This is a genomic window from Burkholderia sp. Tr-20355 (assembly GCF_017104685.1).
Classification (GTDB): Bacteria; Pseudomonadota; Gammaproteobacteria; order Burkholderiales; family Burkholderiaceae; genus Burkholderia; species Burkholderia seminalis.
On record NZ_JAAGPK010000019.1, the window covers coordinates 1 to 22,834 of the forward strand.

At 67.9% G+C, this 22,834-nt stretch carries 17 protein-coding genes; 11 read left to right on the top strand and 6 right to left on the bottom strand.

Annotated features, from left to right (window positions below; genetic code table 11):
- A partial coding sequence (locus G3N62_RS07260) for a LysM domain-containing protein (protein WP_206141216.1) occupies nt 1–337 on the bottom strand: 337 nt, incomplete at its 3' end.
- 444 nt (nt 338–781) lie between these two features.
- Between G3N62_RS07260 and G3N62_RS07265 the strand changes: the two genes are divergently transcribed.
- Complete coding sequence (locus tag G3N62_RS07265; RefSeq protein WP_034185771.1) at nt 782–1,102, top strand: hypothetical protein; 321 nt, start codon at nt 782–784, stop codon at nt 1,100–1,102.
- 112 nt (nt 1,103–1,214) lie between these two features.
- Here the strand turns inward: G3N62_RS07265 and G3N62_RS07270 are convergent, their stop codons facing one another.
- The 4 genes from G3N62_RS07270 to G3N62_RS07285 all read right to left on the bottom strand — a co-directional run bounded on the left by G3N62_RS07270 (nt 1,215) and on the right by G3N62_RS07285 (nt 4,801).
- The gene (locus G3N62_RS07270; RefSeq protein ID WP_034185770.1) at nt 1,215–1,556 is read right to left on the bottom strand and encodes a DUF4148 domain-containing protein; all 342 of its coding nucleotides are present in this window, start codon (nt 1,554–1,556) and stop codon (nt 1,215–1,217) included.
- A gap of 200 nt (nt 1,557–1,756) precedes the next feature.
- Entirely contained in the window at nt 1,757–3,169 is a 1,413-nt protein-coding gene (gene gndA / locus G3N62_RS07275; RefSeq protein ID WP_124668839.1) for an NADP-dependent phosphogluconate dehydrogenase, read from the bottom strand.
- A gap of 97 nt (nt 3,170–3,266) precedes the next feature.
- The gene (locus tag G3N62_RS07280) at nt 3,267–3,908 is read right to left on the bottom strand and encodes a DUF938 domain-containing protein (RefSeq protein ID WP_124668838.1); all 642 of its coding nucleotides are present in this window, start codon (nt 3,906–3,908) and stop codon (nt 3,267–3,269) included.
- Nucleotides 3,905–4,801, bottom strand: coding sequence for an NAD-dependent protein deacetylase (locus tag G3N62_RS07285; protein WP_034185767.1), 897 nt, complete (start codon nt 4,799–4,801; stop codon nt 3,905–3,907). The genes G3N62_RS07280 and G3N62_RS07285 overlap by 4 nt, the downstream gene beginning before the upstream one ends.
- A gap of 1,134 nt (nt 4,802–5,935) precedes the next feature.
- Here G3N62_RS07285 and G3N62_RS07290 point away from each other — a divergent pair.
- Together G3N62_RS07290 and G3N62_RS07295 are read left to right on the top strand one after the other, a co-directional pair.
- Nucleotides 5,936–6,895 (top strand): LLM class oxidoreductase, encoded by a 960-nt coding sequence (locus G3N62_RS07290; protein ID WP_124668836.1) that lies wholly within the window; start codon nt 5,936–5,938, stop codon nt 6,893–6,895.
- Nucleotides 6,896–7,222: 327 nt separating this feature from the next.
- On the top strand, nt 7,223–9,679 hold the full coding sequence (locus G3N62_RS07295) for a mechanosensitive ion channel domain-containing protein (RefSeq protein WP_241012997.1): 2,457 nt from the start codon (nt 7,223–7,225) through the stop codon (nt 9,677–9,679).
- Between the two features lie 27 nt (nt 9,680–9,706).
- Here the strand turns inward: G3N62_RS07295 and G3N62_RS07300 are convergent, their stop codons facing one another.
- Nucleotides 9,707–10,543, bottom strand: coding sequence for a CerR family C-terminal domain-containing protein (locus G3N62_RS07300; RefSeq protein ID WP_049032077.1), 837 nt, complete (start codon nt 10,541–10,543; stop codon nt 9,707–9,709).
- Nucleotides 10,544–10,634: 91 nt separating this feature from the next.
- On the opposite strand from G3N62_RS07300, the gene G3N62_RS07305 reads away from it, so the two are divergent.
- The 8 genes from G3N62_RS07305 to G3N62_RS07340 all read left to right on the top strand — a co-directional run bounded on the left by G3N62_RS07305 (nt 10,635) and on the right by G3N62_RS07340 (nt 22,831).
- On the top strand, nt 10,635–11,771 hold the full coding sequence (locus G3N62_RS07305) for an HlyD family secretion protein (protein WP_124668835.1): 1,137 nt from the start codon (nt 10,635–10,637) through the stop codon (nt 11,769–11,771).
- Complete coding sequence (locus tag G3N62_RS07310) at nt 11,764–13,350, top strand: MDR family MFS transporter (protein ID WP_034185762.1); 1,587 nt, start codon at nt 11,764–11,766, stop codon at nt 13,348–13,350. Before G3N62_RS07305 ends, G3N62_RS07310 begins: the two co-directional genes overlap by 8 nt.
- 13 nt (nt 13,351–13,363) lie before the next feature.
- The gene (locus G3N62_RS07315; protein ID WP_034185761.1) at nt 13,364–14,851 is read left to right on the top strand and encodes an efflux transporter outer membrane subunit; all 1,488 of its coding nucleotides are present in this window, start codon (nt 13,364–13,366) and stop codon (nt 14,849–14,851) included.
- A 225-nt stretch (nt 14,852–15,076) separates the two neighbouring features.
- Nucleotides 15,077–16,612: a catalase gene (locus G3N62_RS07320; protein WP_059558385.1), complete on the top strand. Its 1,536-nt coding sequence runs from the start codon at nt 15,077–15,079 to the stop codon at nt 16,610–16,612.
- A gap of 78 nt (nt 16,613–16,690) precedes the next feature.
- Nucleotides 16,691–17,302: an ankyrin repeat domain-containing protein gene (locus tag G3N62_RS07325; RefSeq protein WP_124668834.1), complete on the top strand. Its 612-nt coding sequence runs from the start codon at nt 16,691–16,693 to the stop codon at nt 17,300–17,302.
- A gap of 80 nt (nt 17,303–17,382) precedes the next feature.
- Complete coding sequence (locus tag G3N62_RS07330; protein WP_049034301.1) at nt 17,383–17,853, top strand: VirK family protein; 471 nt, start codon at nt 17,383–17,385, stop codon at nt 17,851–17,853.
- 656 nt (nt 17,854–18,509) lie between these two features.
- Nucleotides 18,510–19,667, top strand: a complete 1,158-nt coding sequence (locus G3N62_RS07335; RefSeq protein ID WP_124668833.1) for an efflux RND transporter periplasmic adaptor subunit — start codon at nt 18,510–18,512, stop codon at nt 19,665–19,667.
- A 20-nt stretch (nt 19,668–19,687) separates the two neighbouring features.
- On the top strand, nt 19,688–22,831 hold the full coding sequence (locus G3N62_RS07340; protein ID WP_124668832.1) for an efflux RND transporter permease subunit: 3,144 nt from the start codon (nt 19,688–19,690) through the stop codon (nt 22,829–22,831).
- Nucleotides 22,832–22,834: the final 3 nt, after the last annotated feature.

The following is a 22,834-nucleotide window of genomic DNA, read 5'->3' on the forward strand; positions in this document are numbered from 1 at the left end:
GCCCGGGCGACGGCGCGGCGGACGGCGGCGCCACGCGCAGCACCTGGCCGGGCGACACGGCGTCGGTCGGCGCCATGTGATTCCAGCTGGCCACGTCCTGCACGCGTTGCCCGTAGGCACTCGCGATGCCCGCGAGCGTATCGCCCGGGTTCACGCGGTAATAGCCGGCGATCACGCCCGGCGTCGCAGCCGACATCGGGGTCGACTGGCGCGCCGGTTGCCAGTTGTCGGTCCACGGCGTCAGCGTACAGCCCGACAGCGCGACGGCGGCAGCGACGAGCGCCGCCTGCGGCAACCAGCGCGTCAGCGCATCGTGGATGGGAATAGTTTCTCTCAAGGGTCCTCCCGGATTTGCGTCGCGACGCCGCCCACCGCCCCCCGGTGCGCGACGCACGATGTCCGGCCGGACGGCCGGACCAATCAGTATCCGACCGCTCGCGCGGCCGTCAGTTTCCACAGCGGAACGTCCGCGCGAAGGGGCTCACCGGCCCCTTTTTCGCACTTTCCAGTGTCGTCCCGACCGGCAAAGATACCATTTGTCGCGGTCAGGACCGCGTCGGCTGCCGGTTCCGGCAACAATCTTGCAGCGCCGCGCGGGCGTGGCGGCGGCCTGCGAGCCGCGCCGGGCGGGCCGTCCGGCGGGCTTCAAGCGGGCTTCGGGCGGGTTTTCCACCCGCGCCGCCGCATGCGCAGCCCATCCCGTCGCCGTCACATTCCCCGCTTCGATCGCCGCCTATACTCGGTGATGCAGCGCGATCCAATGACAACGAGGAGCATGACAATGAACAACGCGACGTTTCTTTCCGTGCAGCTCGACGCCGACGATTTCGCCGGCTCCAGCGGCCTGGTCGAACTGCTCAACCGGCACCTGCTGTTCGCGACCGATGTCGCCGAAGCGGCCGATGCGCTCGTCCAGCTGGCGAGCGTCGCGCACATGACGGGCGCCACGCGCCACAGCGTCGAGCTGCCGATCCTCGCGATCGAACGGCTGCGCGACGCACTCGACACGCTGAGCGGCTACGATGAAACGTGGCTGCAGGTGCTGGAACCGGCCGAAGCGCTGTTCCGCGATATCGGGCGCGGCCGCCGCCCGCTGCATTGAGCGCCGGCGCGTCACGCGCCGCCAATGAAAACAGCCCGCCGTTCCGCATGACGGAACGACGGGCTGTTTGTACTACAGAGGGTCGGATCCGGCCGCCGGGGCGGTCGCACCATTAACGACCCTTGTAGACCGGTGCGCCGTCAGCGATACGCTTGACTTGCCAGCCGGTCTTTGCAGCAGCCGGAGCGCCCGATTCTTGCGCGGCGGCCGGTTGCGCGCCGTAGCCGGTCGTGTCGGCAGCGGCAACGTTTTGTTGCGGGTTCAGACGTGCTTCGGCAGCCTGGATGCCTTCCGGGTAGTTCGTGCGGTCGCTGCCCAGCTTGTAGCCGGCCTGCTGGACGGCGACGAGATCGGCCTTCACCTGTGCACGGGTGACGGGCGCGTTTTGGGCAAACGAGACGGCGGGAACGGCGAGGACAGCAGCTGCGGCGAACGTTGCGATCAGCGATTTCATGATTACCTCCGGGATTTTTTTGCTCCGCCGCACACACCATGTCTGCAGCGATGGAACAGAGTTTAGTCCCGGCAGCACCTAGGGAAAACCATGAAAGAACGAAAACACTGTTTCCCCGGAGCCAACAATGTCGGCATCCGGGATAGAAAAACCCTATTCAAAGAATAGATTTTCGCAACAATGCCGCCCCCACGCGCCGGTTACGACCAGTTCGCGTGGAAGCTGCCCGGCTGGTCGGTACGCTCGAACGTATGCGCGCCGAAGAAGTCGCGCTGCGCCTGCACGAGGTTCGCCGGCAGCCGCTCGGAACGGTAGCTGTCGAAGTATGCGACCGCCGACGCGAACGCCGGGACCGGCACGCCGGCCTTGACCGCGGCGACCACGACGTCGCGCAGCGCCGTCTGATAGTTCGCGGCGATGTCCTTGAAGTACGGGTCGAGCAACAGGTTCGCGAGCGCCGGATCCTTCGCGTAGGCGTCGGTGATCTTCTGCAGGAAGCGCGCGCGGATGATGCAGCCCGCGCGGAAAATCTTCGCGATCGTCCCGAGATCGAGGTTCCAGCCGTACTCTCCCGACGCCGTGCGCAGTTGCGCGAAGCCCTGCGCGTACGAGATCACCTTGCTCAGGTACAGCGCGCGGCGCACCGCTTCGACGAACGCGGCGCGATCGCCGTCGAACGGCGCGGCGGCCGGGCCCGACAGGATCTTGCTGGCCGCGACGCGCTCGGTCTTCAGCGACGACAGCACGCGCGCGAACACCGACTCGGTGATGAGCGGCAGCGGCACGCCGAGATCCAGCGCGTTCTGGCTCGTCCACTTGCCGGTGCCCTTCTGCGCGGCGCGATCGAGGATCACGTCGACGAGGTGCTTGCCGGTCTCCTCGTCCTTCTTGCCGAAGATCTTCGACGTGATCTCGATCAGGTAGCTGTCGAGTTCGCCCTGGTTCCATTCGGTGTACACCGCGCCGAGTTCGTCGTTGGTCAGGCCCGCGACGTCCTTCAGCACCGAGTAGCTTTCGGCGATCAGCTGCATGTCGCCGTATTCGATACCGTTGTGGACCATCTTCACGTAGTGGCCCGCACCGTCCGGGCCCATGTACGCGACGCACGGCTCGCCGTCCGACGGCGCCTTCGCGGCGATCTGCTTGAGGATCGGCTCGACGAGGTCGTACGCGTCGCGCTGGCCGCCGGGCATGATCGACGGGCCGCGCAGCGCGCCCTCCTCGCCGCCCGACACGCCGGTGCCGATGAAGTGCAGGCCCGACTGCGCGAGTTCCTGGTTGCGGCGGATCGTGTCGGTGAAGTGCGTATTGCCGCCGTCGATCAGCACGTCGCCCTTCTCGAGCAGCGGCTTGAGCGACGCGATCGTCGCATCGGTCGCCTCGCCGGCTTTCACCATCATCAGGATCCGGCGCGGCGTTTCCAGCGACGCGACGAATTCTTCGAGCGTATAGGTCGGCACCAGGTTGCGGCCGGGGAATTCGGCGATCAGTTCGTCGGTTTTCTCGCGGCTGCGGTTGTACACCGACACCGCGTAACCGCGGCTCTCGATATTGAGTGCGAGATTGCGGCCCATCACCGCAAGTCCGATCACACCGATTGCTTGTTTGCCCATTAGTCAATTCTCCGGAAAAAACGGGGCGCGACCCGAACCGGGCCGCGCGCACAGGCGAAAGGATAGTGGAAACCCGGCGTCGATGCGCGCCGGCGTGTCATTGCTCCGCGTGCGGCAACCGGCGGAACACGACGCTCAGGTTGTTCGCCGGCATCTCGACGACCTCGATACAGTCGAGCCCGCGATCGAGGCCGAGCGCGACGACGGTCTCGAGATCGCGCACGCCCCACGACGGGTCGCGGCTGCGCAGCTGCAGGTCGAATGCCTCGTTCGACGGCGCCGTGTGCCGGCCTTCGCGGCGGTACGGACCGTACAGGAACAGCACGCCGCCCGGCCGCAGCAGCCGCGCCGCGCCCGCGAACAGCGCTTCCGTGCAGGCCCACGGAGAAATGTGAATCATGTTGATGCAGACGATCGCGTCGAGCATCGCGACCGGCCACGATGCCTCGCGCACGTCGAACGCCAGCGGCCTGGCGACGTTCGCGAGGCCCGCATGCGCGATCCACGCGGCGATCGAGTGCCGCGCCTGTTCGTCGGGGTCGCTCGGCTGCCAGCGCAGGCCCGGCAACGCCTGTGCGAAGTGGACGACATGCTGGCCGGTGCCGCTCGCGATTTCGAGCACGCTGCCGCTCGCCGGCAGCACGCGGCGCAATACGTCGAGGATCGGCCCGCGGTTGCGTTCGGCCGCGGGCGCCAGCAACCGCGCGGCGGGATCGGGCGAAGACGGGGCGCCGGTCACGATGCATGCTCCACGGGGTTGCCGCCAAGCCCCAGACGGGCCGTCAGTGCGTCGAGCGCCGGCGCGCAACGCGCCTCGACCTTCAGCGTCAGGATCGGATCGGCGCGCGTATGGCCGAGATTGAGCGCGGCGACCGGCTTGTGCCGCGCCTGCGCCCACACGCAGAAGCGGTAGCCGGAATACACCATCAGCGACGAACCGACGACGAGCAGCGCATCGGCCGCGTCAAGCGCCTGCGACGCCAGCGCCACGCGTTCGCGCGGCACGTTCTCGCCGAAGAATACGACCGCCGGCTTCAGCAAGCCGCCGCATGCGGGACAGGCGGGCACCCGGAACGTGTCGAGCGCGGCCCATTCGAGGTGCGCGTCGCCGTCCGCGGCCGGCTCGGCCTGCGCGCCCAGCAGGTCGGGATTGTCGGCCTCGAGCACCGTCTGGATCGTCGCACGCGCATGGTGTGCGCCGCATTCGAGACAGGTCACGCCGTGGATCCCGCCGTGCAGTTCGATCACGTCGTCGCTGCCCGCGCGCTGATGCAGGCCGTCGACGTTCTGCGTGACGAGGCGCTCGATCCGGCCCGCGCCGCCGAGCCGCGCCAGCGCGGCGTGCGACCCGTTCGGTTGCGCGCGGCCGACGACGGGCCAGCCGATCATGCTGCGCGCCCAGTAACGCCGCCGCGCGGCATCGGAACCGAGGAATTCGTGAAGCTGGATCGGCGGCGAGCGCATCCACTGGCCATTGCGGTCGCGATAGCCGGGAATGCCGGAATCGGTGCTGATGCCCGCGCCGGTCAGCACGAGCAGGCGCGGATGCCGCTCGACGAACGCGTGCAGCGCGTCGAGCGCGGCCGGGTCGACGCCGGCGGTTGAGGAGTCGTGCAAGGCTGTGTCGTTCATGTTGGCAACGCGTGATCGGGCGCGCGGGCCGGCCGTGCGACCGCACGAGCGGCCCGCGCGCCAACACATGATACATAACGCCGCCCGATCCGGCCGGCGGCCCCGGGCGCAAAACCGGCGCACAAAAAAAGACGCCCATTCGCCGCTCGGCGATGGGCGCTTCAACAATTGATCCATCGGGGTAGTGGATCAACTGACAGCACAAAGTTGCGACGTCCGCCATGCAGCCACCGGCGAACGCTTCCCCTGGACTACGCGTGTTCCACGATGCTGCGCCGCGTCGCGCCACCGGCGCTTCCGTGCGGTCCGGGTCAGGTCCGCCATACCGCAACGCGCGGCGCGCGAACGCATCCGCCACGCGACGACTTGCGTTGCGCGACGGCATGACGGTCCGGGATCCAGGCCGGGGCCATCCGCATGCATTCGGGGCTCATCCCCGACGGCCGACCGTCTCCGGTCGGCCTCGTGCATCCCGCGTGCACGTCGTCGTTCAGAACGAACCCGATTGCTCGGATGGAACGGAAAGCCGCGCGCTCACGTCGCCGCACGTAACGGCGAAGCGAATACCCTGGCAGGTCGGCGATTCATGTTTGCAACACGCCACGTTGCGATTCGGTCTCTTTTCATTCTCTTGTCCCCGTCTCCGATGCGTCCGACCTACTGAAGCGATCGCCGGGCCGACTACGCCCCCGCGATCACACTCACGGCCCCTACAGATATGCAAGGAGCGCACCATGCTTCGCGCGGCAAGGCCGCGCGGGCACCTGCAAGGCGGTCCGAAAGGATCGCGCACCGTCAGGAAGCGCGAACGTTTCGAAACTGAAACGCCCGCCGGCACGGGGCGATGGCCGGCCTTGCGCGTGGTCGCGCTGCAGCGGGCACCCGGGCGGGGACCGGCGCGTTGCGTCCGCGCGCCGCGGACAATCGTCCTACCATCGTCGCGCCCCGGCCTCGCTCGACGCGGCGTGACGCTGCGAATCGCGTAGCGCCGCGGACGCCGCACGCCGCACGCCGCACGCCGCACGCCGCATGCCGCATGCCGCATGCCGCACGGCTCGCGCGTTGCGCAAACACGCTAGCATTCGGACACGGAACGCCGCGCGTCCGCTTTTGCATCGCCCTCGAGGATCCGCCATGACCACGCCCGCCCCTGCCCGCCCCGACGTCGCTCGTCGCGTCTTTTCGGACGGACGGTTATCGATCGGCCTCACGCTGCCGCTGCTCCGCAGCGGCCGTATCGTCGCCGACTTCAACGAGCAGCTCGAACTCGCCGAGCTGGCCGATACACTCGGCTTTCGCGCACTGTGGATTCGCGACGTGCCGTTGAACAGCGCCGACTACCCGGACCCGGTCGGCCATCTCGACCCGTGGGTGCTGCTCGGTGCACTGGCATCGCGCACGCGGCGGATCGCACTGGCAAGCGGCGCGATCGTACTGCCGCTGCGACATCCGCTGCACATCGCGAAAGGCGCGCTGTCGGTCGCGACGCTGTCGGGCGGACGTTTCATCCTCGGGCTCGGCTCCGGCGACCGGCCGCCCGAATACGCGGCGTTCGGCATCGACGCGGAAACGCGTCGCGACCGCTACCGCGCACACTGGGAGGTCGTCGCGGCCGCGCTGGGCATACCGTCACGCGTGCTGCCCGACCAGGCGCCGCCCGACGCCCCCGAATTCACGCTGCTGCCGAGCGGCGACGATGCGGTGCCGATGCTCGCGGTCGGCTCGGGCGGACAAAGCGTCGACTGGATCGCGCGACACGCGATCGGCTGGATGACGTACCACCGCGATCCGGACACGCAGCGCGCCCGCCATTCGATGTGGCGCGCGGCGGTCGACCGGCTTCCCGCGCCGGAATTTCGCGCGTTCGGCGTGTCGATGCGGCTCGACCTCGCCGCGGACCCCGATGCGCCGGCCACCGCGCTGTCGCTCGGCTACGCAACCGGGCGCCGTGCGCTGGTCGACATCCTGCAGGACATGCGTGCGGCGGGCACGCATCATGTCACGCTGAACCCGGGATCGGACCGACCCGTGCGCGAGGTCATCGAGGAAATCGCCGAACACGTGCTGCCGGTCTTTCACGACGAACATGCCTGATTCATCAGGAAACCGAATTTATCCGATGCGTCGCACATGATCGGGCGAATGCGCACGTGGCAGGGGATTGCCCGTGCCCGACGGCAAACGGGCGTGACAGGCATCTTGCGATTCGGCAAGCCGTGCCCGCCCGATTGCCGGACCATCTGGAGCCGGCACCGGAGATTTGCCTGCGCGAGCGCACTGCAAACGCCCGCGCCGCCTTGGGGATGCCCGATTCGAATCGTCGTCGACGGAACTATTCGCGTCCGGCCGCGATCATGTTAACTTCCGTCCATCGTTCAGCCCGGCGGGCCGCGCCCCGATGCGCACCCGCATGCCCACTCCATGCGACATTTCCTCCTCGGCTGGCTGCTTGCCGCCGTCGTGTCGGCCGCCCATGCGGCCGCCCCCGCTCCGGCCGCCGCTTCGGCCGCTTCCGGCACCGCGCCCGCGCTGACGCCGCAACAGGCCCAGCAGGCACTCAATGTGCTCGAAAACCCCCGCGATCGCGCGCAGGTCGAAACGACGCTGCGCGCGATCGCAGCCGTCGGCGTACTGAGTGCGCCCGCGGCCACCGCCAGCAATGCGGCCGCGGCGAGCAGCGCATCGGCCGCCGCGGTCCCGACCGCGCTCACGTCGAACGGGCTCGCGTCGATGCTCGTTCGCCAGGGGGCGCACTGGACCACCGAAATCGGCAGCGCGCTGAAGGAATCGTTGCACTCACTGCTCGATGTCGGCTCGGTCGGCAACTGGTGGCATGACAGGCTGGTGCGCGCCGACGCGCGCGCCGAGCTCACGCACGCGGCCTGGACCATCCTCGCCGTGCTCGTGCCCGCGCTCTTCGTCGAATGGCTCGCGAGGCGGTTGCTGCGGCGTGCGCTGGCTGCGGTCGCGGCGCGGCGCGCCGGCCCATCGCGTACCGCCGCGCCCGATTCCGTCCCGCCCGACGACGACGCACCGCCGGACTCATCCGCCCCACCCGATGCCACCGACGCTGCCGAAGCCGCGCCGCCTTCATCCCACGGTCAAGGCGATGCGCGGCGTCACACCACGCTGCTGCACCGGATGCCGCGCGCGCTCGTCAGCCTGGGGCTGCGCGCGGTGCCGCTGCTCGTGTTCGTCGGCGTCGCGAGCCTGGCGATGTCGCTGCTCGGCGATACGGGCGCGCCGATCGAATCCGCGCTCGAAGCGCTGATCGACACCTACGTGATCTGCCGGCTCGTCACGATCGTCAGCCGGCTGTTCTTCCAGCCCGACGCGCGACAGCTGCGGCTGCTGCATATCAGCGACGCATGGGCCGATTTCGCGCAGCGCTCGATCGCGCGGATCGTGATCGTGGTCGGCGCCTGCACGGCCGCGGTCGAGATCGCCGCAAGCTTCGGCCTCAGCGAAGCCGGCCACGTCGCGCTGCTGAAAGCCGTCGCGCTCGCCGGGCACGTGATGATCTCGGTGCTGATCCTGCAGTGCCGCCGGCCGGTCGCAGCAAGGATCCGCACGGCCGGCGCCGACCGCCCGACCTTCGCCGTGGTCGCCAATGCGCTCGCGGACGCCTGGGCCCCCGTGTCGGTCTTCGTCGTGATGGCGCTGTGGTTCGTGTGGGCGCTCGACGTCCACAACGGCTACCGCGTGCTGATCACGCTCGGCGGCCGCTCGATCGCCGTGATGATCGGCATGCGGATGGTGTCGATCGTCGTGTTCGGCGCGCTCGCGCGGCTGTTCCAGCGCCGCGACGAGGACCGCACGCTCGTCCATCTGCACGCGTACCGCTATTACCCGCTGCTGCGCCAGATCGTATCGGGCGCGATCGGCGTCGTGACCCTCGTGCTGTTGCTGCAGATCTGGGGCGTGCCGGTCTTCCGCGCGTTCGGGACGGGCACCATCGGCCACCGCCTCGCGTCGGCGCTGGTGACGATCGCGATCGCGGCGATCGTCGCGCTCGTCGTCTGGGAAGCCGCGAACATCACGATCGAGCGCCGCCTGCAGCGCTGGACGCGCGAAGGCAACCTGGTGCGGGCGGCGCGGCTGCGCACGCTGCTGCCGATGCTGCGCTCGCTGCTGTTCGTGATGATCGCGCTCGTCGTCGTGCTGACGGGCCTCAGCGAACTCGGCGTGAACATCGGCCCGCTGCTGGCCGGGGCGAGCATCTTCGGCGTCGCGCTCGGCTTCGGTTCGCAAAAGCTCGTGCAGGATTTCATCACCGGGATCTTCCTGCTGATGGAAAACGCGATGCAGGTCGGCGACTGGGTCACGCTCGCCGGCGTGTCGGGCACGGTCGAATACCTGTCGATCCGCACCGTGCGGCTGCGCGCGGGCGACGGGTCGCTGTATACGATCCCGTTCAGCTCGGTGACGACCGTCAACAATACGAATCGCGGGCTCGGCAACGCGGCCGTCAAGGTCAGCATCGCGTACGGCGAGGACATCGATCGCGCGATCGCGACGCTGAAGGAAATCGGCGCCGCGTTGCGCGACGATCCGACGTACCGCGACGGCATCCTGTCGGACTTCAGCTACTGGGGTATCGACCAGGTCGACGGTGCGGCGCTCGCGCTGGCCGGACAGATGCAGTGCACGGACTCGGCGCGCTGGAGCGTGCAGCGCGAATTCAACCGGCGGATCGCGGAGACCTTCCGCGAGCGCGGGATCCAGATCGCCAATCCGCAGCGCAGCCTGGTTGCCTATGCGGACGGAACGCGGCCTGCCGGCAGCGATGAAGGCGACCACGCCACCGACGACATCACCGCGCCCGACACGCCGCCCCGGCCGCCGTCGCCCGGCAACGGGGGGCGCAAGCCCGGTTGATCGCTCAACGCGTGTGACGCGCCGCGCTCAACGCGCGGCGGGTTTCTTCACGCGCGCCGTCTTTTTCGCCGCAGGGCGTGCCGTTCCCGGTTTCGCCGCGCGTTTCGACGCGGCGGCACCCGGCGCGCGCTTCGCGGCGCTTTCCGGGCCGGCCGCCGGCGCGTCGCGCTGCACATGCCATTGCTCGAGCAGCACGCGCGTCTGGTCGGCGATCGTCTCGATCAGCAGCGCCGCACGCTCGCCCTCGAACGCGTCCCACTCGAGCAACTGCAGCGCCGAACGCTGCGCGATGTGGAATACCGTGAGCTGCCCGAACAGGCTCAGCGCGCGCAACCGCGTGACGGGATCGTCGGCCGGCCGCCCCGAAATGCGGCCGATCAGCGCGGCGCTCACGTCGTTCAGCGGCTTGCGCATGCGCGACATCAGGATTTCGCTCGCGCTCGCCGGCTCCTGGCCGCCCTGCTCGCGCGCAAAGAACATGCGCTGATTCATCGTCTTCGGCGCGGTGAACATCCGGTCCGACAGGGCGCGCAGCAACCCGATGAACGCATCGATCAGCACGTCGATCTCCGCGTGCGCATCGAGCATCGCCCATGCATGGCCGACCGCGGGCGCGAACACCTGCCAGCCGGTCTCCGCGATCGTCTCCACGCACGCGCGGTACACGCCTTCCTTGTTCTCGAAGTAGTACTGCAGCGCCGGCGCGTTCACGCCCGCCATCGCGGCGATCTCGCGCGTCGACGCGCCCGCGAACCCGCGTTCGCCGAACAGTTCGATTGCCGCCTCGATGATCCGCTGCCGCGTTTCGTCCCCGCGCGCGTAGCCGCCTGCCGACGTGCGGCGCAGCTTCTTCGCTTCATTCATGCCTTCCTCGTCGTTCGATCGATCGATATTCTACTTGACACAATTTTATCAACTGGAATAATTATTCCACTTGGAATAAATTGGATCCCGCATGTCGACGCCGCAAGACCCGCCCCAGCACCCGCCACAGAAAGCAGATCGTCAGGAAAACGGAACAACGCCGCGCAACGGAAACGGCGGATCGAAGCGGCGCATCCTGCTCGCCGTCGCCGTGCTCGTCGCCATCGGCGGCGCCGTCTGGCTCGGCCGCTGGTGGACGGTCGGCCGCTTCATCGAAAGCACCAACGATGCGTACCTGCAGGCGGACAGCATGACCGCCGCGCCGAAAGTCGCGGGCTACGTGACCGACGTCTACGTGCGCGACAACCAGGCCGTGAAGGCCGGCGATCCGCTCGTGCGGCTCGATGTCCGCCAGTACCAGGTCGCGCTCGCGCAGGCGCTGGCCACCGTCGACGCCCGCCGTGCGGACATCGCGCGCGCCGAAGCCGACATCAGCCAGCAGCGTGCGAATCTCGAGCAGGCCGACGCGCAGGCGAAGGTGTCCCGCATCAATGCCCAGCACGCCAGCGACGAATACACGCGCTATGCGCCACTCGCGGCAACCGGCGCCGAAACGCACGAACGCGTCGCCGACCTGAAGAGCACACGCGACCAGGCCGCCGCGACGCTGGCCGCGAACAACGCGTCGATCGCTGCCGCGCGCACGCAGATCGCGTCGTTCACCGCGCAACTCCAGCAGGCGCGCGCGCAGCTCGAGGCCGCGCAGGCCAGCGCCGCGCAATCGCAGCTCGATCTCGACAACACGATCGTGCGCAGCACGCTCGCCGGCCGCGTCGGCGATCGCACGGTACGCGTCGGCCAGTACGTGCAGCCCGGCACCCGGCTACTGACCGTCGTGCCGGTCGACTCGATCTATCTCGTCGCGAACTTCAAGGAAACGCAGATCGGCAACATGCGCATCGGCCAGCCCGTGTCGCTGCATGTCGACGCACTGCCGGACGGCACGTTGTCCGGCGTCGTCGACAGCTTCGCGCCCGGCACCGGCGCGCAGTTCGCGCTGCTGCCGCCGGAAAACGCGACCGGCAACTTCACGAAGATCGTCCAGCGCGTGCCGGTGCGCATCCGCCTGGACTCGAACGCCCGCGCGCAGCGCATGCTGCTGCCGGGGCTGTCGGTCACGGTCGACGTCGACACGCGTTCGGCCCGCGACGAGCAGCGCCATGGCTGATACGTCCGCCACGATGCCCGCGCCGCCGCACGAAGGCCGCGCAAGCGTCACCGACTGGATCGCGGTCGCGGCCGGCGCGCTCGGCGCGCTGATGGCCACGCTCGACATTTCGATCACGAACTCCGCGTTGCCGCAGATCCAGGGCGAAATCGGCGCGACCGGCACCGAAGGCACCTGGATCTCGACCGGCTACCTGATGTCGGAGATCGTGATGATCCCGCTCGCCGCGTGGCTCACGCGCGTGTTCGGGCTGCGCAATTTCCTGCTGACGAACTCCGCGCTGTTCATCGCGTTCTCGATGATGTGCGGCTGGTCGCACTCGCTGCCGATGATGATCGCCGGCCGGATCGGCCAGGGCTTCACGGGCGGCGCGCTGATCCCGACCGCGCAGACGATCATCCGCACGCGGCTGCCGCTGTCGCAACTGCCGGTCGGGATGACGCTGTTCGGCCTGATCGTGCTGCTCGGGCCGTTGTTCGGCCCGGTGCTCGGCGGCTGGCTCGCGGAAAACGTGAGCTGGAGCTGGTGCTTCTTCCTGAACCTGCCCGTGTGCCTGCTGCTGATGGCGCTGCTGGTGTTCGGACTGCCGTCGGACCGCCCGCACTGGAGCGCGTTCTTCAACGCGGACTGGCTCGGCATCTTCGGCCTCGCGATCGGCCTGAGCTCGCTCACCGTCGTGCTCGAGGAAGGCCAGCGCGAACGCTGGTTCGAATCGCAGATGATCGTCACGCTGAGCATCGTGTCGTTGGCCGGGATGATCCTGATCGCGCTGTCGCAACGCTTCGCGACACGACCGATCGTGCGGCTGTCGCTGATGCGCAACCCGCGCTACGCAAGCGTGATCGTGATCGTGTCCGCGGTCGGCGCCGGGCTGTACGGGGTGTCCTACCTGCTGCCGCAGTTCCTCGCGATCGTCGCCGGCTACAACGCGGAACAGGCCGGCGCGATCATGCTGCTGTCGGGGCTGCCGGCCTTTCTCGTGATGCCGATCCTGCCGCGCCTGCTCGGCAAGGTCGATTTCCGCATCCTCGTGATCTCGGGGCTGCTGCTGTTCTGCCTGAGCTGCATGCTCGACATCAGCCTGACCGCGCAGAGCGTCGGCCACGACTTCGTGTGGTCGCAACTGATCCGCGGCGTCGCGCAGATGCTCGCGATGATGCCGCTCAACCAGGCATCGATGGCGGCCGTCGCGCGTGAAGATTCGGGCGACGCGGCCGGGCTCTACAACATGGCGCGCAACCTCGGCGGTTCGATCGGCCTCGCGATCATCGGCACCGTGATCGACCGGCGCACGACCTACCATACAGCCATGCTCCGCGAATCGGTGACCGCCAACTCGCTGATCGGGCAGGACCGGCTGTCCGCCTATGCGGCCAACTGGTTCTCGCACACCGGCGACCTCGCGTATTCGAACCTGCGCGCGCTCGGACAACTGGCGCAGCAGATCCAGATCCAGGCCGTCGTGATGACCTACTCCGAAACCTTTTATCTGCTGGGCCTCGCGCTGCTCGCCTGCGTGCCGCTCGCGCTGCTGCTGAGAACGCCGCGCGGGCCGCAACCGATGTCGTCCGGCCATTGAACCGTCTTACGCGATGAAACCCTTCTTCCCGCCCCGCCGCCCCGCACTCACGCTGTGCGCGGCCGCGTGCCTGCTCGCCGGCTGCACGGTCGGCCCCGACTATCGCGGCGCACCCGCCGCCCCCGATGCGCCGACGTTCGTGCGCGCGCCTGCCGCCGGCGTCGACACCGCCGCGCCCGCCCCGAGCGCGTGGTGGCGCGCGCTGAACGACCGCCAGCTCGACGAGCTGATCACCGCCGCGCTCGTCTTCAACCCCGATCTGCACGCGGCCCAGGCACGCTTGCGTGCATCGCGTGCACAGCTCTCGCAACAGCGTGCGGCCCAGTTGCCGAAAGCGTCGGCCACCGCCGCGGCCGTCCGCATGCGCGAACCCGATATCAGCGCGCTCGGTTCGCTGCTGCCGTCGAACGGCTCGAACCCGTCGGGCGGCACGTCGCCGTCGCTGGGCGGCTCGGGCCCGCTGCAGCTCTATTCGGCGGGCTTCGACGCAACCTGGGAAATCGACCTGTTCGGCGGTACGCGCCGCGCGGTCGAAGCCGCGTCCGCACAGGCCGAAGCAGTGGATGCCGACCTCGCCGATACACAGGTGTCGATCGCAGCCGAAGTCGCCAATGCGTACGTCGACCTGCGCGACCAGCAGCAGCGGCTTGCGCTGTCGCGGCAAACCGCCGGGTTGCAGCAGAAGATGCTCGAACTCACGCAGCAGCGCCGCGCGCGCGGCGTCGCGGCCGATGCGGACATCGAACGCCTGACGACGCAGGTCGAGAACACGCGCGCGTCGCTGATCCCGCTCGACGCGCAGGTGACGGAGTCGCTCGACCGGCTCGCGATCCTGACGGGCCGCGCGCCCGGCGCGCTCGATGCCGCGCTGTCGAGCGCGGATGTGCCGCTGCCGACGCTGCCCGGCAACGTCGCGATCGGCGATCCGGCCACGCTGCTCAAGCAACGCCCCGACATTCGCGCGGCCGAGCGCCGGCTCGCGTCGAGCAATGCGCAGATCGGCGAGCATGTGGCCGACTATTTCCCGAAGGTGACGCTGCTCGGCGATCTCGGCTTCAGCGCGGCGGACCCGGGGCACCTGTTCCGCAAGCAGAATTTCACGTGGGTCGGTGCGCCGTACCTGCAATGGAACATCCTCGACTTCGGTCGCACGCGCGGCGCGGTACGGGCAGCCGAAGCGTCGCGCGACGAAGCGGAAGCGAATTATCAGAAGGCCGTGCTCGGCGCATTACAGGATGCCAACACCGCATTGCAGCGCTATGGACACCAGCGCGAGCACGTCGTCGCCTTGACGAAGGTGCAGACATCGGCCGTGCATTCGCGCTCGCTGATGGACGAGCGCTATCGTGCGGGCGTCGCGTCGATGATCGACCTGCTCGATACGCAACGCGAAGCGCTGTCCGCGCAGCAGAACGTGATTGCCGGGCAAGCCGAACTGATCAAGGACTACGTGTCGGTGCAGAAGAGCCTTGGGCTCGGCTGGCAGGCAAACGCAGGGTGACGGCGCCAGCGCGCGTGACGCACGGTCGCCGCATCACGCGCGCCGCAACAACCCATTGCGCGCGCAACAATACCGGTTCGGTTCGTCCGCAACGAGCGGGCCCGCGCCGCTTCGACACCGCGGCTATCGAAAACATATCGAATATCAATTAGCCAATCATCTGACGATATCTTCTAATTCAGTCGGCTTCCCCACCACCGATCGGATTCAAGGAGTTCCATCGTCATGTCCTCATCCTCTCATCGTGCGCTGCGGCACGCAGTCGCCGCGATCTGCGTTGCCCTCTCCGCTTCCCCGTATGCCGCCGAACTCACGCGCGACACGGGCGCGCCCGTCGGCGACAACCAGAATTCGCAGACGGCCGGCCCCGCCGGCCCCGTGCTGCTGCAGGACTCCGCGCTCATCGAGAAACTGCAGCGCTTCGATCGCGAGCGCATTCCGGAACGCGTCGTGCATGCGCGCGGCACCGGGGCATTCGGCGAGTTCGTGCCGAGCGCCGACATCTCCGACCTGACGAAAGCGAAAGTCTTCACGCCCGGCACCCGCACGCCGGTGTTCGTGCGCTTCTCGACCGTGATGGGTTATCGCGGCTCGCCCGAACAGGCACGCGATCCGCGCGGCTTCGCGGTGAAGTTCTATACGCAGCAGGGCAACTGGGACATGGTCGGCATCAACTGGCCCGTGTTCTTCATTCGCGACGGCATCAAGTTCCCCGACTTCGTTCACGCGAACAAGCCGAGCGCCGTGACCGGCGTGCAGGACCCGAACCTCGCGTTCGACTTCTTCGCCCATACGCCCGAAGCGACCCACATGCTGACGATGCTGTACACGGACGCGGGCATGCCCGATTCGTACCGCCGCATGGACGGCTTCGCGGTGCATGCGTTCAAGTTCGTCAATGCGCAGGGCGACGTGCACTACGTGAAGTTCCACTGGAAGAGCCAGCAAGGCGTGCACGGCCTGCGTCCGCAAGAGATCGCTGCGTCGATCGGGCACGACTGGAACATGATGACGAACGACCTGTACGGCGCGCTGAAGCAAGGCGATTTCCCGAAGTGGGATCTGTACGTGCAGGTGCTCACGCCGAAGGACCTGAACCGCTTCGACTTCGACGCGCTGGACGATACGAAGGTGTGGACCGGCGTACCTGAACGCAAGATCGGCACGATGACGCTCAATCGCGTGCCCGACAACTACTTCCAGTCAACCGAGGAATCGGCGTTCGCGCCGTCGCGGCTCGTGCCGGGCATCGAGCCGTCCGAAGACCGGATGCTGCAGGATCGCCTGTTCGCGTATGCCGACACGCAGATGTACCGTCTCGGCGCGAACTACATGGACCTGCCGATCAACCGCCCCGTCGTGCCGGTGGTCAACAACAACCAGGACGGCAAGATGAATTTCGGCGATCGCAAGGGCGAGGTGAACTACGAGCCGTCGACGCTGAACGAGCTTGCGCAGGATCCGCAGTACAAGTCGGTCCGCACGCCGCTCAGCGGCACGACGCAACAGGAAGCGATCCACAAGAAGCTGTTGTTCCGTCAAGCCGGCGAGTACTACCGCAGCCTGTCGCAGCAGGACAAGGACGACCTCGTCACCGCGCTGTCCGGCGATCTCGGCCAGGTGAAGAACGCGCATAACCAGTACGCGATGCTGTCGTACTTCTACAAGGCCGATGCCGACTACGGCACGCGGCTCGCGCAGGCCGTTCACGCGAACGTTCAGCAGGTGCAGTCGCTTGCGGCGAAACTGAGCGACAACTGATCCCGCGACGCCGGTCGCAGCCTGGCGTGCGCGGTGGTGCCGCGCACGCCGGCCCGACTTCTTCATCAGGACATCCTCATGCGATCAACACGCTTCATCCATGCGGTTCGCGTGGCGGCGACGGCGCTGGCGCTGGCCGCGATCGCCGGCTGCGCGCACCTGCCCGACCGGCCGGCGTACGGCAAGGCCGATCCCGCCGCACTGCGCCGCTACGACGGCGACTGGTTCGACGCCGCCCGCGTCGGCCGCGTCGACATCCTGCGCGCGTTGCACGACGCCGGGTATCCCGTCGACACCACCGACAGCCGCGGCTTTACGGCCGTGATACTCGCGTCGTACGACGGCCAGCCCGCCGCACTCGACTACCTGTTGTCGGCCGGCGCCAACGCGTGCATCGGCGATCGACACGGCAATACGGCGCTGATGGGTGCGCTCTTCAAGAACGAACCCGACATCGCCCGCCGCCTGATCGACACGCGCTGCCCGATCGACCAGACGAACGGCGCCGGCGAAACCGCACTGGGATTCGCGACGCTGTTCAATCGCTTCGAACTGATTCCGCTGCTCGTCGCGCACGGCGCGAATCCGAACCATGTCGACCGGCGCGGCCAGTCGCTGCTGCAGCTCGCGCTGACGCACGACAACACCGATGCCGCGGATGCGCTGCGTAAAGCCGGTGCCAGACCGTAGCGCGACTACGCGTCAACGTCTGATCAATGCGAACGCTCCGTGCTATGGTGCCGTTGGTTTCATCGCACGGAGACAGGAAAATGCTGAGTCGCTTCGCCATTGTTCTGGTTGCCGCCGGCGCGGCAACCAGCCTCGCGGCAACGGCCGCGAGCCCCCAACCGGACAGCGCCAATTCGTATCGCCAGCTGCGCACGCGGCTCTTTGCGGGCGTGACGGTCACCGCGATCTTCTCGCCGAACCAGTGCCAGAACGCGCAGCAAGCCGCAACCCGGGCACCCGTACCCACCGTATCAGGCGGTTTCGCGATACGCGATTTCATGGAAATCGGCGGCAATACGCTCGCGTTCGCCAACCAGCACCTGACCGTCCAGCCGAGCGGCGCGACGGTGCTCGAGCTGATCCAGTATCGCGTGATGCAGGACGAAAGCGCGACGGTAACGGTGCGCTCGCTTTCGCCCACGACGTACCAGCCCGTCGCGCCGGCCCAGGTGTTCCAGTGCACGCTCGGCGACGGCCTTCGTTTCGCCAATGCCTGGCGGGATCGCGACTGACGCGGGGAATGCGTAGCAAATGCGAGAATTCGTGTAAAAACAGCAGGAGTACTACGAAATATGGATAGCGCACGGATAGGAGGAGCGATTCGTGCGCGGCCTTTCAACACGTCGATAACGATCGTCATCTTCGCGGCCGGCGCGAGTCGCGCCAGTTCGAGGTTGTCGCCGCGCACCGCATTCAGCAGCATCCGCTCGCGCCCCGCCGCCTGCGCGACATCCAGCCGCCGTGGGCGCGGCAGCCTTGTCGTCGCGAGCCGGTGCAGCCGCACCTCCTCGCCACTCCATTCGCCCAGCGCCCCCGCCGGTTCGGTCTTCACGAACCGGCGCAAGCCATCGCGCGCATCGAGCCCGAACACCGCGGCGTCCGACTGGCCGTCAGACTGCCGTGTCTTTCGGCTGACGGCCAGCGTAGCTCGCCAGGCCGCGATCGCTCCTCGTTGACTGCGTCAACGTGCGGATTGCCGGCACCACCGCACGCAGGATACCGCCCCGCCCCCATTCGTTCGACCGTCGCGACGCACGCCCCCTCTTTTCGGTTCCTTTCGCCGGCTCCATCGAATCTCCATCTTTCCGCATAAAAGACGCCAACTAATCCACGCACACTCCGCTCCGTCAAAGCAGGCAATGGACTGCCTGCATTTCCTGGAGTCGCCATGAAGAATCAGAAACGATGCTGCTACAGCGCGGTATGCGCGCTGGCGGCGGCAGTACTGGCGGGGTGCGGACCCGCCGATCAGCAGGCCGCCGCACCGGCCATCCCGGTTGCGGCGATGACGCTCGCGGCCGCGCCCCTCGACGTGAGCGAAGACCTGCCGGGCCGCGTCGCGGCCGTGCGGATCGCCGAGATCCGCCCGCAGGTCAGCGGCATCGTCCAGCGCCGGCTGTTCGAACAAGGCACCGAGGTGCGCGCGGGCCAGCCGCTGTTCCAGATCAATCCGGCGCCGTTCAAGGCCGACATGGACACGGCCGCCGCGTCGCTGCAGCGCGCGCAGGCCGCGCTCGAACGCGCGAAGGTGCAGACCGCGCGCTTCAAGCCGCTCGTCGAGGCCGATGCGATCAGCCGCCAGGTGTACGACGACGCCGTGTCGCAACGCGACCAGGCCGCCGCCGACGTCGCGCAGGCCCGCGCGACGCTCGCGCGCCGCCAGCTCGACCTGAAATTCGCCGCCGTGGAGGCGCCGATCGCCGGCCGCATCGACCAGGCGCTCGTGACCGAAGGCGCGCTGGTGTCGAGCACCGACAGCCAGCCGATGGCGCGCATCCAGCAGATCGACCAGGTCTACGTCGACGTGCGCCAGCCGGCCGCGTCGCTCGAATCGCTGCGCGGCGCGCTTGCCGCGCAGCCGGGCGCGACCGGCAACGGCCTGCCGGTCGACGTGCTGCGCGACGACGACACGCGCTTCGACGTGAAGGGACGCATGCTGTTCTCGGGCGTCAACGTCGATCCGGGCACCGGCGACGTGCTGCTGCGCGTGCTGGTCGACAACCCGAAACGCCAGCTGCTGCCGGGCATGTACGTGCGTGCCCGCATTCCGCGCGCGCACTACGCCAGCGCGGTGATGGTGCCGCAACAGGCGGTCGTGCGCGCGGGCGGCAAGCCGCAGGTGTGGGTGCTCGACGCGAAGGGCACCGCGCATCTGAAGGCCGTCGAGGTCGGCGAGCTGACGAACCGCAGCTACCGCATCAAGTCGGGCCTGCAGGCCGGCCAGAAGATCGTCGTCGAAGGCATGGAACGCCTGATCGACGGCGCGCCGGCCGCCGCGACCGACTGGAAGTCGCCCGACGCGGCCACCACCGCGTCCGCGCGCTGAGTCACGAGGAGCCAACAGTCATGGCTGAATTCTTTATCCGACGCCCGGTGTTTGCGTGGGTGATCGCGCTCTTCATCATCCTGACGGGGCTGATCGCGATCCCGCAACTGCCGGTCGCGCGCTACCCGTCGGTCGCGCCGCCGTCCGTCACGATCACCGCGAACTACCCGGGCGCCACGCCGCAGACGATGAACGACGGCGTGCTGAGCCTCATCGAACGCGAACTGTCCGGCGTCAGGAACCTGCTCTACTTCGAATCGTCGGCCGATACGTCCGGCTCCGCGCAGATCACCGTGACGTTCAAGCCCGGTACCAACCCGGAGATGGCGCAGGTCGACGTGCAGAACAAGATCAAGTCGGTCGAGCCGCGCCTGCCGGCGGCCGTGCGCCAGAACGGGCTGATCGTCGAATCGGCGTCGTCCGGCTTCCTGATGCTGATCGGCCTGCGCTCCGACAACGGCCGCTTCGACGAAGGAGCGCTCGCCGACTACATGGCGCGCAGCGTGTCCGAGGAACTGCGGCGAATCGACGGCGTCGGGCGGGTGCTGCAGTTCGGCTCCGAACGCGCGATGCGCATCTGGGTCGATCCGCAGAAGCTGATCAATTTCGGCCTGTCGATGAGCGACCTGACGACCGCGATCGGCCAGCAGAACGTGCAGATCGCGCCGGGCAGCCTCGGTGCGCTGCCCGCGCTGCCGGGCCAGCGCGTGACCGTGCCGCTCATCGCGCAGGGCCAGCTCACGACGCCGGAGGAGTTCGCGAAGGTCGTGCTGCGCGCGAACGCGGACGGCTCGAAAGTCGTGCTCGGCGACGTCGCACGCATCGAACTCGGCTCGCAGAACTACACGTTCGTGAGCCGCGAGAACAACAAGCCGGCCACCCTCGCCGGCGTGCAGCTCGCACCGGGCGCCAACGCGGTGAAGACCGCGGACGCGATCCGTGCGCGCATGGCCGAACTGAGCAAGTCGATGCCGTCCGGCATGACCTACTCGATTCCGCTCGACACGTCGCCGTTCGTGAAGATCTCGATCGAGAAGGTGCTGCACACGCTGCTCGAAGCGATGGTGCTCGTGTTCCTCGTGATGTACCTGTTCCTGCAGAACGTGCGCTATACGCTGATTCCGGCCATCGTCGCGCCGGTCGCGATGCTCGGCACGTTCACGGTGATGCTGATGACCGGCTTCTCGATCAACGTGCTGACGATGTTCGGCATGGTGCTCGCGATCGGCATCATCGTCGACGATGCGATCGTCGTCGTCGAGAACGTCGAGCGCCTGATGGCCGAGGAAGGATTGTCGCCGAAGGACGCGACCTCGAAGGCGATGAAGGAAATCACCGGCGCGATCATCGGCGTCACGCTGGTGCTGACCGCGGTGTTCCTGCCGATGGCGATGGCGAGCGGCTCGGTCGGCGTGATCTACCAGCAGTTCACGATGTCGATGGCCGTGTCGATCCTGTTCTCGGCGCTGCTGGCGCTGACGCTCACGCCGGCCCTGTGCGCGACGATGCTCAAGCCGCTCGAACCGGGCCATCACGAGAAACGCGGCTTCTTCGGCTGGTTCAACCGCCGCTTCGATCGCCTGACGAAATGGTACGAGACGCGCGTCGGCCGCCTGGTCGGCCGCACGGGCCGGGTGATGCTGGTGTTCGTCGCGATCTCCGGCGCCCTGGTGTTCGGCTTCCGCAGCCTGCCGTCGTCGTTCCTGCCGGACGAGGACCAGGGTTACTTCATCACCAGCTTTCTGCTGCCCGCGGACGCTACCGCCGAACGTACGCACGACGTGGTCGAGACGCTGGAGAAGCATCTTGCCTCGCGTCCGGCAATCCAGTCGAGCATTTCCGTGATCGGCTACGGCTTCTCGGGGCAAGGTCCGAACGCGGCGATCAACTGGTCCGTGATGAAGGACTGGAAGAACCGGGGCGGCGCGTCGACCCTCGAGGAAGGCATGCTCGCGCAGCAAGCGATGGCCGGCGTGACCGAAGGCACGGTGATGAGCCTGCTGCCGCCGGCGATCGACGAACTCGGCAACAGCTCCGGCTTCTCGATGCGTCTGGAAGACCGTGCCAACCAGGGCGCGGCGGCGCTCAAGGCGGCGGAAGTCAAGCTGCTCGAACTCGCCGCGCAAAGCAAGGTCGTGGCGGGCGTGTACCCGGACAGCCTTCCTGCCGGCACGAGCATCCGCCTCGAAATCGACCGTGCGAAGGCGCAAGCGCTCGGCGTGTCGTTCACGACGCTCAGCGACACGCTGTCGACCGCGATGGGTTCGACCTACGTGAACGACTTCCCGAACGCGGGCCGCATGCAGCAGGTGATCATCCAGGCCGACGCGCCGGCGCGCATGCAGATCGACAACGTGATGAAGCTGTACGTGCGCAACGCGGCCGGCGGCATGGTGCCGCTGTCCGAAGTGGTTCGCCCGGTATGGGCCGAGACGCCGCTGCAGATGGTGCGCTTCAAGGGCTACCCGTCCGCGCGGATCTCGGGCAACGCCGCACCGGGCCAGTCGAGCGGCGCGGCCATGGCCGAGATGGAGCGTCTCGCCGCGCAACTGCCGCCGGGCTTCGCGGTCGAGTGGACCGGCCAATCGCTGCAGGAAAGCCAGTCGGCGTCGCAGGCGCCGATGCTGATGGTGCTGTCGATGATCGTCGTGTTCCTCGTGCTCGCCGCGCTGTACGAAAGCTGGTCGATCCCGCTGTCGGTGATGCTGGTGGTGCCGCTCGGCCTGATCGGCGCGATCGGGGCGGTGCTGCTGCGCGGCCTGCCGAACGACGTGTTCTTCAAGGTCGGGATGATCACCGTGATCGGCTTGTCCGCGAAGAACGCCATCCTGATCGTCGAATTCGCGAAGCAGCTGCGCGAGGAAGGCAAGGGGCTCGTCGAAGCGGCCGTGCAGGCGTCGAAGCTGCGCCTGCGCCCGATCCTGATGACCTCGCTCGCGTTCGGCCTCGGTGTCGTGCCGCTGATGATCGCGACCGGCGCCAGCGCCGAAACGCAGCACGCGATCGGTACCGGTGTGTTCGGCGGCATGGTGACCGCCACGGTGCTGGCCATTTTCTTCGTCCCTGTTTTCTTTGTGTTCGTGACGAGCATCCAGGAGCGCATCGGCGCATGGCGGGCTTCCCGCAAGCAGCCGGCCGCCCCGACTCACGGACAGGAAGGTTGATGC

Excerpts from the sequence above, each read along its gene's own strand:
- G3N62_RS07265 (WP_034185771.1), top strand. The coding sequence starts at position 782 with ATGAACAACGCGACGTTTCTTTCCGTGCAGCTCGACGCCGACGATTTC.
- G3N62_RS07270 (WP_034185770.1), bottom strand. The coding sequence starts at position 1,556 with ATGAAATCGCTGATCGCAACGTTCGCCGCAGCTGCTGTCCTCGCCGTT.
- gndA (WP_124668839.1), bottom strand. The coding sequence starts at position 3,169 with ATGGGCAAACAAGCAATCGGTGTGATCGGACTTGCGGTGATGGGCCGC.
- G3N62_RS07285 (WP_034185767.1), bottom strand. The coding sequence starts at position 4,801 with ATGAACGACACAGCCTTGCACGACTCCTCAACCGCCGGCGTCGACCCG.
- G3N62_RS07290 (WP_124668836.1), top strand. The coding sequence starts at position 5,936 with ATGACCACGCCCGCCCCTGCCCGCCCCGACGTCGCTCGTCGCGTCTTT.
- G3N62_RS07295 (WP_241012997.1), top strand. The coding sequence starts at position 7,223 with ATGCGACATTTCCTCCTCGGCTGGCTGCTTGCCGCCGTCGTGTCGGCC.
- G3N62_RS07300 (WP_049032077.1), bottom strand. The coding sequence starts at position 10,543 with ATGAATGAAGCGAAGAAGCTGCGCCGCACGTCGGCAGGCGGCTACGCG.
- G3N62_RS07305 (WP_124668835.1), top strand. The coding sequence starts at position 10,635 with ATGTCGACGCCGCAAGACCCGCCCCAGCACCCGCCACAGAAAGCAGAT.
- G3N62_RS07310 (WP_034185762.1), top strand. The coding sequence starts at position 11,764 with ATGGCTGATACGTCCGCCACGATGCCCGCGCCGCCGCACGAAGGCCGC.
- G3N62_RS07315 (WP_034185761.1), top strand. The coding sequence starts at position 13,364 with ATGAAACCCTTCTTCCCGCCCCGCCGCCCCGCACTCACGCTGTGCGCG.
- G3N62_RS07320 (WP_059558385.1), top strand. The coding sequence starts at position 15,077 with ATGTCCTCATCCTCTCATCGTGCGCTGCGGCACGCAGTCGCCGCGATC.
- G3N62_RS07325 (WP_124668834.1), top strand. The coding sequence starts at position 16,691 with ATGCGATCAACACGCTTCATCCATGCGGTTCGCGTGGCGGCGACGGCG.
- G3N62_RS07330 (WP_049034301.1), top strand. The coding sequence starts at position 17,383 with ATGCTGAGTCGCTTCGCCATTGTTCTGGTTGCCGCCGGCGCGGCAACC.
- G3N62_RS07335 (WP_124668833.1), top strand. The coding sequence starts at position 18,510 with ATGAAGAATCAGAAACGATGCTGCTACAGCGCGGTATGCGCGCTGGCG.
- G3N62_RS07340 (WP_124668832.1), top strand. The coding sequence starts at position 19,688 with ATGGCTGAATTCTTTATCCGACGCCCGGTGTTTGCGTGGGTGATCGCG.